At 46.4% G+C, this 11653-nt stretch carries 10 protein-coding genes, 1 tRNA gene and 1 pseudogene; 3 read left to right on the top strand and 9 right to left on the bottom strand.

What is annotated here, in order from left to right; genetic code table 11:
- Window positions 1-2: 2 nt before the first annotated feature.
- The 6 genes from rfbF to Q0238_RS05065 all read right to left on the bottom strand — a co-directional run bounded on the left by rfbF (window position 3) and on the right by Q0238_RS05065 (window position 5712).
- Complete coding sequence (rfbF, locus tag Q0238_RS05090; RefSeq protein WP_297943521.1) at window positions 3-776, bottom strand: glucose-1-phosphate cytidylyltransferase; 774 nt, start codon at window positions 774-776, stop codon at window positions 3-5.
- Window positions 777-1010: 234 nt separating this feature from the next.
- Window positions 1011-1532: a translation initiation factor IF-3 gene (gene infC / locus Q0238_RS05085; RefSeq protein WP_297943518.1), complete on the bottom strand. Its 522-nt coding sequence runs from the start codon at window positions 1530-1532 to the stop codon at window positions 1011-1013.
- A complete protein-coding gene (gene thrS, locus Q0238_RS05080) occupies window positions 1529-3352 on the bottom strand; it encodes a threonine--tRNA ligase (protein WP_297943515.1) in 1824 nt (607 codons plus the stop codon). Before thrS ends, infC begins: the two co-directional genes overlap by 4 nt.
- Before the next feature lie 102 nt (window positions 3353-3454).
- Window positions 3455-4654 carry a multidrug effflux MFS transporter gene (locus Q0238_RS05075; protein WP_297943512.1) on the bottom strand — a complete coding sequence of 400 codons (1200 nt, stop codon included), beginning with the start codon at window positions 4652-4654 and terminating at the stop codon, window positions 3455-3457.
- On the bottom strand, window positions 4638-5375 hold the full coding sequence (locus Q0238_RS05070; RefSeq protein WP_297943509.1) for a spore coat protein: 738 nt from the start codon (window positions 5373-5375) through the stop codon (window positions 4638-4640). The genes Q0238_RS05075 and Q0238_RS05070 overlap by 17 nt, the downstream gene beginning before the upstream one ends.
- 262 nt (window positions 5376-5637) lie before the next feature.
- A tRNA-Glu gene (locus tag Q0238_RS05065) sits at window positions 5638-5712 on the bottom strand.
- A 77-nt stretch (window positions 5713-5789) separates the two neighbouring features.
- Here Q0238_RS05065 and Q0238_RS05060 point away from each other — a divergent pair.
- Both Q0238_RS05060 and nfo read left to right on the top strand, forming a co-directional pair.
- On the top strand, window positions 5790-6284 hold the full coding sequence (locus Q0238_RS05060) for a hypothetical protein (protein ID WP_297943507.1): 495 nt from the start codon (window positions 5790-5792) through the stop codon (window positions 6282-6284).
- Between the two features lie 361 nt (window positions 6285-6645).
- Window positions 6646-7500, top strand: coding sequence for a deoxyribonuclease IV (gene nfo / locus Q0238_RS05055; RefSeq protein ID WP_297943504.1), 855 nt, complete (start codon window positions 6646-6648; stop codon window positions 7498-7500).
- A gap of 772 nt (window positions 7501-8272) precedes the next feature.
- Here the strand turns inward: nfo and Q0238_RS05050 are convergent.
- A complete protein-coding gene (locus Q0238_RS05050; RefSeq protein ID WP_297943501.1) occupies window positions 8273-8956 on the bottom strand; it encodes a tetratricopeptide repeat protein in 684 nt (227 codons plus the stop codon).
- A gap of 191 nt (window positions 8957-9147) precedes the next feature.
- Between Q0238_RS05050 and murI the strand changes: the two are divergent.
- Window positions 9148-9816 (top strand): annotated as a pseudogene (gene murI, locus Q0238_RS05045) (glutamate racemase); the annotation flags it as partial.
- 990 nt (window positions 9817-10806) lie between these two features.
- On the opposite strand, the gene Q0238_RS05040 reads toward murI, so the two are convergent.
- Both Q0238_RS05040 and Q0238_RS05035 read right to left on the bottom strand, forming a co-directional pair.
- Window positions 10807-10974, bottom strand: a complete 168-nt coding sequence (locus Q0238_RS05040) for a hypothetical protein (protein WP_297943498.1) — start codon at window positions 10972-10974, stop codon at window positions 10807-10809.
- 132 nt (window positions 10975-11106) lie between these two features.
- Window positions 11107-11286: a hypothetical protein gene (locus Q0238_RS05035; protein ID WP_297943495.1), complete on the bottom strand. Its 180-nt coding sequence runs from the start codon at window positions 11284-11286 to the stop codon at window positions 11107-11109.
- Window positions 11287-11653: the final 367 nt, after the last annotated feature.

Raw genomic sequence — 11653 nt, 5'->3', positions numbered from 1 at the left:
CGCTACCACTTTTTCCATGGAGCGCTACCGCTATCCCATAGTTTTTCTAATACTTGCTTATCACGCAAGGCATCCATCGGCTTCCAGAAACCACAGTGCTTGAAAGCACAAAGCTCGCCGTCTTTAGCCAAATTTGAAAGCGGAGCTTGCTCGAATACCGTAGCATCACCATCAGTAATATAATCAAAAACCTTAGGCTCGCATACGAAAAAACCTGCGTTTATCCAATTTCCGTCACCTTTAGGTTTTTCAAAAAAAGATGTAATTAAGCTTGAATTATTAATATCTAAAGCACCGAATCTACCTTCTGGCTGAACTGCAGTCATAGTAGCAGCCTTGCCATGTAATTTATGAAATTTTACTAACTCGTCTATATTCACATCACTAACACCATCACCGTAAGTAAGCATGAAACTCTCATCTCCTACATATTCCTGAGCTCGTTTTATCCTACCGCCAGTCATTGTATCTAGCCCAGTGTCAATCAGAGTAACCTTCCAATCTTCGCTTAATGTTTTATGAATTTTCATATTATTACTTTTTATATCAATCGTTACATCACTTCTATGCAAGAAGTAGTTTGCGAAATACTCTTTTATATAATAACCTTTATAGCCAAGAAGCACCACAAATTCATTAAAGCCATAGTGGCTATAGATTTTCATAATATGCCATAATATCGGTCTGCCACCAATCTCAACCATTGGCTTAGGTCTGATGCTAGTTTCTTCGGCAAGCCTAGTGCCAAAGCCGCCAGCTAAAATTAAAACCTTCATATATTCATTTCCTTTGTTTACTTCCTTTATAGCAAGTCGTCGTAGAGAGAATTTATTTGTTTTTGATTTTATCAAAATAAAACTTAGATAAAAATAATGATTAGATAAATTTTAAACTCCCTCACCTTTTATTTCTAATGTAATATTCTTTAACCAGGAGCAAACTTAAAATAGTGGAATTTTAAAATTCCACTATTTTATCGCTGCGATTTTTATAGCATAGCTAAATTTACTCTACGCCTTCTTCGGCGTGATCAGCATATTTACGTAGCGGCCCTCCAGCGCGGGCGCCTTATCGCGGTCGGCAACTTCTGTAAAAAATTCGTCCCAAATTTTATTGAGCAAATTTACGCCGATTTCCGGGCTCGACATCTCGCGCCCTTTTAAAAATACGCGAAGCTTGACATGTTTGCCGCTACTAAGGAATTCTTTCGCGTGTTTTACTTTGTAATTAATGTCGTTTTGAGCGATTTTGGCGGACAGCTTGATCTCTTTGATCTCGATGATTTTTTGCTTTTTTTTCGCCTCTTTGAGCTTTTTTTCCTGCTGATAGCGAAATTTGCTGTAGTTCATGACCTTGCAAACGGGCGGCTTTGCATCGGGCGCTATCAAAACCAGATCCACACCCTCTCGCTCGGCGATTTGCAGCGCCTGCGCCTTTGAAATTATGCCGTAAACCTCGCCGTTGTCGCCTATGCACCTGACTTCGCTAGCCGGAATGTCCTCGTTTAGAAAAACCTCTTTGCCTCTGCTCAAAAATTCACCTCGTTTAATTTAGCTTTTACGAAATTTAAAAACTCATCCAGCCCTAAATTTCGCTGTTCGCGTGCCCTACGATCGCGTAAAGCCACGCTGCGAGCCGAAACTTCATTATCGCCTAGGACGATGATGAGCGGCACCTTCTGCTTTTCAGCCGTTCTGATTCGTTTATTTAGCGTTTCGTTTCTATCTAAAATTTCGCCGTCTATGTCCGCCGCGCGCAGCAAATTTAAAATTTCTTTCGCGTAACTTGCGTGCGCCTCGCCGATCGGCACGATCGATACCTGCGTAGGACATATCCAAAACGGAAGCTCGCCCGCGGTATGCTCGAGCAAAATCCCCACGAAGCGCTCGAAGCTTCCCAAAATCGCGCGATGCAGCATCACGGGCTGCTTTTTTTCATTATTTTCGTCGATATAGCCAAGCTCGAAGCGCGCAGGCAGGTTAAAATCGACCTGCACCGTGCCGCACTGCCATTTTCGCCCGAGCGCGTCGGTGATTTTGATATCGATTTTAGGTCCGTAGAATGCGCCACCGCCCTCATCTAGACCATATTTTAAGCCCTTTTCGTCAAGCGCGTCTTTTAAAGCCTTCGTCGCGATATCCCAAACCTCGTCGTCGCCGACCGCCTTTTGCGGTTTGGTCGAAATTTCAAGTTCGTATTCAAATCCGAAAGCTTTCATTAAAAGCTCGACGAAATCTAAAATTTCATAGACGTTTTCTTTGATCTGGTTCGGCATCACAAACAGATGCGCGTCGTCCTGCGTAAACTCGCGCACGCGGAAAAGCCCGTGCAAGACGCCGCTTTTTTCGTGGCGGTGCACGACGCCGTACTCGCAAAATTTAAGCGGCAGATCGCGATATGAGCGGATCTCGCTTTGATAAACCTTGATGTGACCGACGCAGTTCATCGGCTTGATGCCGTATTCTTGATCCTCGATCGTCGTAAAATACATATTTTCTTTGTAGTTGCTGTAGTGCCCGCTGATCTTCCATGCGTCGGATTTTAAAATTTCAGGGCCGCGCACCGGCTCGTAGCCGCGCTTGCGAAGCTGTCTGTAAAGGCGCTCCTCGAGCTTTATGCGCATCCTCGTGCCCGCAGGAAGCCAGATCGGAAGTCCCGCGCCGATCTGCTCGTCGAAGGTGAAAAATTTCATCTCGGCTCCGAGCTTTCGATGATCACGCCTCTTAGCTTCCTCTAGCATCGTAAGGTGCTTTTTAAGGCTATCTTTATCGGCAAATACGACGCCGTAGATGCGAGTTAACATCTCGCGCTTCTCGTCGCCGCCAAGATACGCTCCCGCGATGCGCGTAAGAGCAAAATTTTTCAAAAATTTCGTATTTTGCACATGCGGGCCGCGGCAGATATCCTCAAACTCGCCCTGCGCGTATAGGCTAACCGGGCCTTCGGGGATGCGCTTTAAAACCTCCTGCTTAAGATCGTCGTTTGCATATTTTTTCGCGACCGCCTCTTTAGTGGAGGCTATCTTTTTAATCTCTAAATTTGCCTCGGCGAGCGCGCGCATCTTTTTTTCGATCGTCTTTAAGTCCTCTTCGCCGAGCTTCTCGCCGTTATCTTTGCCGACGCGCATATCATAGTAAAACCCATCTTCGATCGCAGGCCCTACGAAAAATTTTGCGCTCGGATAAAGCTCGCGCACCGCCTGCGCCAAAAGATGCGCACAGGAGTGGCGCATAATTTTAAGCGCGTCCTCGGAGTTATCGAAATATATCGGCTGCGCCTCGCTTGCGCGCTCGCCGATACTTTGAGTATCGTAAATTTCACCGTTAAGTTTATATGCGATAATATCGCTCATTGGCTTGTTTCCTTTTTTACCGAATTGTCTTTCTTACGCTGAAAGAACGAGAGCTAATTTTAGCTAATCAATCCTTAACGATGAATTTAAAAAATATTAAAATTAAAATTTTTGATTCTTTTTTCGCAATAAAAAATACACGGCGTTCGCGCAAAGAGCACAAATCGCCATCACACTTGCGAGCAAAAACGGCTTATTCGCTCCCACTGCACCTACGATAAACGAAATAGCCCCGGCGATAGCAAATTGCGCAGTCCCCAGTACCGCCGAAGCTGCGCCCGAGTTGCCGTCCTTATACAGCGCCATCGCAAGCGTCGTGGCGTTAGGCGCAACAAAGCCAAGAGACGAAAGTAATACAAAAAGCGAAGCCTCAAAGCAGATGAAGGGAAGGCCAAGCATAGCGCATGCGAGCAAAATCAGGCTCGTTGCAAGCATCGCGATTAGGCCGAAATTTAATAAAGCTGCGGGTTCGCGATTTTGCACGAGTTTGGCATTTAGTGCCGAAACGAGGGTCATTCCAAGAGCGTTGATGCCAAATATCACGCCGAAGGCATGCTCACCCAGCCCATAATAGCCCAAAAATATGAAGCTAGAGCCCGTGATATAAGCAAAAAGTGCGCTCATCGCAACTGCAAATCCTAGCGTATAGCGCATAAATTCTTTATTTCGCAAGATTATGCCGTATTCGCCAAGCACACCTTTTACGCTAAGTGTAGCAGTCCTGTCTATTTGAGCGCTCTCGTCGAGTCCGAAAAATATAAATGCAAAAAGCAAAATTCCAAGCGCAAACAAAATCGCAAAAATCGCTTGCCATGAGAAAAAATCTAGCACAAATCCACCTAGAGTTGGTGCTAGCATCGGCGCTAGCGAGCCTACGACCATCATCAGCGCAAACATCGCCGCAGCCTCGTGCAGTTCGAATTTATCATTAATTACGGCTCGCGCAAGTACCACTCCAGCGCACCCACCCAAAGCTTGCAAAAATCTAAAAAATATAAACGCGTAAACGCTATCAAAGCTCACGCAAGCAAGCGACGCACATATAAAAAGCAAAATGCCCGCGTATAGCGGCTTTTTACGACCAAATTTATCGCTTAGCGGCCCATAAACGAGCTGTCCTAGCGCAAAAGCGATGAAAAAACTCGCAACCGATAGCTGAGTGTAAAACTCGCTCGTAGCAAAGCTTGCCTTTACCTTTTCCAGCGCGGGCAGATACATATCGGTCGAAAGTGGCGCCAGAGCGGACATATAGGCGAGTATAATCACCAATTTAAATTTAGCGAATTTACTTTGTTTGACCATCGTTTTCCTCAATTATTTTTAGGCAGAGCTCAAACGTGCGCACGAGCGCGTTTAGATCTTTAAATTTTTGCGGCAAGAGCCTGGCGATAAAATATATCGGACGCAGCGCAAGTACCGTAGCCCACGCACTTTGCACTACATCCTGCCCGCCGCTTGAGGCGTAGGCGTGGATGCCTACGCGCACTAAGCCTTCGCTCAGACCTTCGCGACAAAGATCATAGACAAACAGCAAAAAATCTCGCATTTTGGCTTTTTGCAGATCACCGCGCTCGCCACGATTTTCAAAATCTATAAATTTCATCTCGCCGTTTTTTACTAAAACGTCGCGCAGCGCGGGTCTGCCGTGTATGAAGCCGCGCGAATGCAGCTGTGCTAACGCCGCAGCGTAGCCCTCAATGAGCGCCACGCAAGCCGCCTCATCCGAGCTTTTTAGCACCTCGTCCACCGGCGTGCCGCCGTCTTTGAGTACGAAAAAGCTCTCGTCTCGCAGCACCAGCTGCGGCACAGGCGCGCCGGCTGCATACAAACTCTCGCATTTTAGCGCTTCGTAATCGAAAGCGGCTTTCGGATTTGCTTTAAATATTTTCGTAAGTAATCCACCGCGGATGCGCAACTCCGGCTGCTTGAGCCAGTATTTCTCGTCCTCGAAATCAAAGCTCGTGACGCGCTCGCCAGGATGATTTTTTAGAATTTCATTTACGTATTCTTTAAAATTTTGCATTCGATAAATTTAGCGAATTTTTTTTAGAAAGAGCTAAATTTACGAGTTTTATTTTATTAAGTTTCATCTGTCCGCATAAAATTTATTACATAAATTCGGCAGGGCTAAATTTTAAAATTCTATCAGACAGAATTTTATTATGATCTTGGAATTTTGTAGCACAGGAAGCAGCAAAAGCGCATAATTTTAAAATTTAGCAGTTAGATAAAATTTCAGAATTTTAAAAATTAAAATTTGCGTCAAAAAATTTTAAGACTAGAAGTGGCGACCCCTACGAGATTCGAACTCGTTTTACCGCCGTGAAAGGGCGATGTCCTAACCGTTAGACGAAGGGGCCACTTAATCTGGTATTAAGATTAAAGGCGGTATTCTACTCAAGACGCACTTAAACCCAACTTAAATTAAGGATTATTTATGAAATGCTCTTTTCTGGCGCCGCTTGCACTTTCGCTTCTGCTCGCAGGTTGCGCTACCACTGCACTCAAGCCCGCTTCTACGCAAGCCGTAAATTTCACCGTCATTTCGCCGCTTACTCGCACCAGCGACGCGGGCTTTATGCGTAAATTTAAAAATCAAACCGAGGTTCAAATTTACGCAAGCGGCATCAGCGTGCTGAGCCTAGTTTTAAAAGGCGATAAAATTTGCATGAACGGTGCATGCGACGACGAGCTTGTTTTCAATAAAAAATTCTTCGGCACCGAGCACTACCGCGGGCTTCTGGGCGAAATCCTAGACGGCAAGCCGATCTTTGGCGGCAGCGACGCAGGCGAGCGCCGTTGCCTCGCGCAAAGCCTGCAAGATGGCTCTATCGATTATAAAGTTTGCCGCGGCAAGGACGGCGGCGGAAGATCTATAAGCTTCGCCGACGTAAAGCGCGGCGTAAAGATCAGAATCCGCGAGTTGCAGTAAAATTTTACGCGGCGGGTGTTTGTAGCACGTGAGATGCGATTCCGCGGGCGGCGCGAGCAAATCGCGAACGAGTAAAATTCGCGCGGCGAGACGCCTTGTAAACGCGCGGGAATAATGCGCTCTAGCAGCCGCACAAAACACAGCGCGAGCGGTCAAAATTCCATTACTCGGCGGGTAGCCGCCTAAGCTGCGCAAACGGCGCGGTTTTATTGACGCTCTGCGCCTACTCTTTGCGATGAAATTTAACCAAGCAGCGCGTATGTGCGAAAGAAAAGCGCGCATTTAAATTTAAAAATCCGCGCGCGGCTCGGGTTTATGAAATTTGCCGCACGCGGTACAAAATAAAAATTTAGGAGGCAGAATGAAGCGAATCGGAGCGCACGTGAGTGCTAGCGGTGGGGTTTTTAACGCGCCGTTAAACGCCGCAAGGATCGGGGCGGACGCGTTTGCGATGTTTGTCAAAAATCAGCGCAAATGGGACGCGCCGCCGCTTAGCGCGGAGGAGATCATCGCGTTTAAGGACGCGCTGAAGCAAAGCGGCATCCGCGCGGAGCATGTCTTGGTGCACGACAGCTACCTCATAAACTTGGGCCATCCGCGCGAGGCGGAGCGCGAGAAGTCCCTAAACGCCTTCGTGGACGAGATCCGCCGCTGCGAGGCGCTCGGACTTAGGCTTTTGAACTTTCATCCGGGCTCGCATCTAAATGAAATTTCAGTTCAGCAGTGCCTGGATAATATCGCAGAGTCGCTAAATTTCGCCATCGCAAACACCGCAGGCGTCAAGCTCGTGCTCGAAAACACCGCCGGCCAGGGTTCTAATCTCGGCTATGATTTCGCTCAGCTTGCTTACGTGATCGATAAAATTTCAAACAAAGATCGCATCGGCGTCTGCATCGATACCTGTCACGCGTTCGCCGCAGGATACGACCTGCGCAGCCGGCAGGCCTACGAGCGCACTATGAGCGAGTTTGACCGCGCGATCGGTTATAAATTTTTAAGCGGCATGCACCTAAACGACACAAAAAACGAGCTTAGCGTGCGCAAAGATCGGCACGAGAGCCTCGGGCGCGGCTTTTTGGGGCTCGCGGCATTTGAAAACATCATGAACGACCCGAACATCGACGAGATCCCGCTGATTTTAGAAACGATCGACGATAGCCTCTGGGCGGAGGAGATCGCACTTTTGCGCAGTATGCAAGGACGCCGCAAAGCCTAATCGGACGCCTTTTGCGCCACGTAGAATTTATCTCATTTCGCTTCAAAGTGGCATCTAGAGATAAGAGCCTTATGCCGTGCAAATTTAACATCGTGGGATTTATCGCTTAAATTTTAACAAGCAAAAATAATGAGGAACTTCGCGCTAAAAATTCTGCGTCGTAAAAAGTCGCGAAATTCTACGACGAAAACACAGCACCAGAGCAAAAGAGCAAAATTTTTATAGAAAAACGCAGCGCCCCGGCAGAAATGAAAAATTTTACGCTGCGTAATTAAAATTTTCAAGCAAGATTTTTAAAGCGATGCGGCGGCAAATTTTAAAATTCTATCGCTACGATATTTCAAGGCTCAGCGCCAGATTCGAAGCTCTAGGAATTTTAAAATTCTAAATTCCGAATCAAAAAATCTACGCTAAGCTTTATATTTGCGACTGCGTAAATTCCAATCTTGCAATTCCACTTTCGCCCAATCCATGCGGAGGCGCAAGCACATAAGGCTACGTAATTCTAACTTAAAATCCTGCTGCGTACTAATAATCTATGCTTTTAGCACGCATTTGCTTATGACAAATCTGCCTCTTTATTTTAGCGCTTTGCTTGCGCTAAAATCTATGCAGGATCCGTGTAAATTTACGTTAAATTCTGCCACATATCGCCCGATTAATTTAAAATTTTATCGTTGAGCTTAGTAGCCTACCGCCACGATTTAAATTTAAAGGCGGCGGGATTTTAATCCGCAGCCGATGCGTATTGTACCGACCGCAGCTCGGCGCGCTATTTTAGCAGCTCATACATATCGCAGGATTTTTGCCAAAGTTCTTTAAACTCGGGTGGATTCATAAAAGGAGAATTTTTATTTTTTCCTAAATCGCAAGCTTTTTTATAATACCGCGCAGCTTTACTTTTATCGTTAGAGTTGTAGTTAAATAGCGCAAAATTATAGCAACTCGCTAGCTCGTCCGTTATGTCGCAACCTTTTTTATCATAAACCGCCGCTTTCATTAAATTTATTTTTACACCGTCTCCTTTACGATACATCTCTGCCAACATACCGCATGATAGCGCTGATAGCTTTTGCCCTAGATTGCAAGCTTTGTCATGGTAGATTATAGCCTTTGATATATCTTTTTCGACTCCATCTCCGTCACTATACATTGATCCCAATAACCCACAATACATAGCGTCTCCCGCATCGCATCTTTTTTCATGATATTCGATGCCTTTTTTAGGATTTTCTTGCATCATTCTGATCGACATTACAAGGCAACCTGGCTCATATCCGCCGTCGCAGGTTTTTTCAAGCAGCTTAAGTGTTTTAGTATTGTCTTCGTATTGTAAAGCGGCTCTAAGGCAAGACTCCATATCGCCGTCATTGCACTCATTTTCGAACTTTTCATACTCGGACGTGCCGAACGCAAAGCAAGCGGCGAGCGCCAACGCAAATAGCAATTTTTTCATTTAGTATCCTTTCCGGGTAAAATTTGGCTAATTCTACCCCCCCCCCTAAGAAATTGATTAAATTTATCGCGAATTTTAACAAGGCGGCGAGAATTTAACGGCCACGGATTCGCCAAGCCCGCTCAAAATTTAAATTTTACCTGGATTGAGCTATAATCCCTTTTTTGAAATTTTAACCTTGGACTAAGAATTTGAAAATAGCATTTTTTGACTCGGGTATCGGCGGGCTAAGCGTGCTCGCCGAGGCTCTGCGGCGGTTTAGCGGGGCGGAGTTTTTGTATTTTGCCGACGAGGATCACGTCCCCTACGGCACGAAAAGTAGGGCCCAGATCGTGCGCCTGAGCCTTGATGCGGTGGGGTTTTTGGTCTCGCGCGGCGCGGACGCGGTCGTCGTTGCTTGCAACACCGCCACTAGCGCGGCTATCTCGGAGCTTCGCGGCGCATTTAGCGTGCCGGTTATCGGCATGGAGCCCGCCGTCAAGCTCGCTGCGGACAGCTTCGGCGCATGCCCGACGCTGCTCATCGCCACGCCGCTAACGATCGCGGGCGAAAAGCTCGCGCGCCTCGTGGGGCGGCTGGAGTGCGAGACGTGGAGCCTGGCGTTACCGCGTCTCGTGGAGTTTGCGCAGGATTTGGAGTTTGATTCGCCTGCGGTTCGGGCTTATTTGCGGGAGGAGCTAGCTAAATTTGAGCTTGAGCGCCTCGGTTCGCTCGTGCTTGGTTGCACGCATTTTAATTATTTTAAGGACGTTTTGCGAGAAATTTTGCCGTCTCACGTGCGCATCATCGATGGCATCGATGGCACGCTAAACCGCCTTGCTAGCGAGCTGGGCGGAGGGCTAAAGCTTGCGCACGGCGAGGATTTGCCCTCGCGTGCAGCTAAATTTAACGCGGACGGCGATATAAAATTTAACGCAAATTCGCAAACGGGCGAGCTGGGCGCAATCCGCGAACGCGACGGTAAGCTGGCGGTCAATGCCCGCGGCGTAGAGCAGTGTGACGAAGACAAATGCCGCATGTCGCCGCGCGCTGTAGATGCGAATTCGCAGCTCAAGCTTTATTCTCGAGGCGGCGCAGATTTGTCCTTGGAATTTGAGCCGCGAAGCGAAGAGGCGGGTATTTCGCGAGTGAATTATCCAAACGGCAACAGCGTGGAGTATTTTTACTCGGGCAGGGCGCTAGATGCGGCGCAGCTACGCAAGGTGGAGATATTTTTAAAGCGACTCGATGCGATGCGAGGGATCGGCTAGGCTACGCGCCTGTGAGCCGTAGATCCGTAGCGCAGGTTGGAATTCCAGTGCGTCATAAATCACATCAAATTAAAATTCCTGTTCATCGCGGATCGCACTACGCGACTTAAAATTTAGATACGTGGTGGATTACTCTGCGCAAGTTAAAATTTTGATGCACTATAAATCGCAGCGCAGACTCAAAATTTCGTCGTTTCGTAAATTGCGCCGCATAGACTAAAATTTCGGCGCGCTAAAAATTTAACTCGGCTTGATGATTTAGAAGCGGCTTCGCGCGGTGCGTGATCAATAGGGCCTAGCCGTCGTCCAGCGCGCGAAAGTTAAAATTTTACGGGCAAATGCTGCCTTCCGCCGCCCAGCACGTAAATTTAAGATTTAACGCACAACGCCGCCGTACGACTTGAAGCAGCATAGGGCGAGAAAGACGCCGTCGCTTCTTTAAATTTAATAACGTAAGCCGAGACGTTGTATATGGGGAGTTGCCTCGCGCCGCGCGAATTATCGTTGCAAATTTGAAATTTTAAATTTAGACTAGGGCTCGGATAAAGTGCGCGAGAGGTTAAAATTTAGTGCACCGCACAAACCGCCGCCGAGTGAAATTTAGACTAGCCACGCGGCGTAAATTTTAAAATGATTAAATTTTAAGGCGCCGCACAGCCCGTAAGTCTTTTCTGCGCTAGCCAAAAGCTCGCAGGCTAAATTTGAAATTCCAAAATCCGTAAAGCAAGATTTCGCGCCGTATCGTTTCGCGGGCGAGATTTTTACCACAAAATTCAGCGCCGTGGAGGGCAAATTTACCCTGCACCTAAGGCGCAGAGTAAATTAAAATGAACTTAAGCATAAGGCGTAAGAATAATTTTAATATAAAATTAACGTGTTTATCACAAGTCTATGGTTTTTTTACTTATGCCCTCCAGTAAAATATTTTTTACGCTCATTAAATCTATATTCTTCTAACCCCTTACTTGCATTTTCACAATTTTTGTGCATTTTGCTTCCTTCTTCTATCTTATCCCAATCACAATTCTTTTCTACTTCTTTAGCTTCCTCTATATGCTTTTCATAGTATTCTACCGTCATAACTTTTATGTCATTGACCGATTCTTTCGCGTTCACGCAATTTTTATATGAGTTGCTTCCATCTTTAAGGGTATTGAAATCGCACTTTGCGTAAACCTCTTTAGCCTAATTTAGATGAATATCGTAATATTCCTTGGTCTTTACCTCGGTATCGTCACCGCAGCCTACTAATAAAGCAGCTAACACCCCCCCCCCAGAGGAACATCTTAGGATTTTTCATTTCATTCTCCTTGTTTGAAATTTATCGGTATTTTACTATCCGTTTACTTTAAAAATTTTGAATTGCAGGCGCACACGCCGTTTTAATGCGGCTAGTTAAAATTCCGCTTTTAAAATTTGCTCGCGCTTTTTGAAATTTCGTTTTAAA

Origin of the sequence: uncultured Campylobacter sp. (assembly GCF_938045775.1) — a bacterium.
In the GTDB taxonomy this organism is placed as follows: Bacteria; Campylobacterota; Campylobacteria; order Campylobacterales; family Campylobacteraceae; genus Campylobacter_B.
The sequence above is the reverse complement of the archived record's forward strand: the minus strand, read 5'-3'. Positions and strand labels throughout refer to the sequence as shown.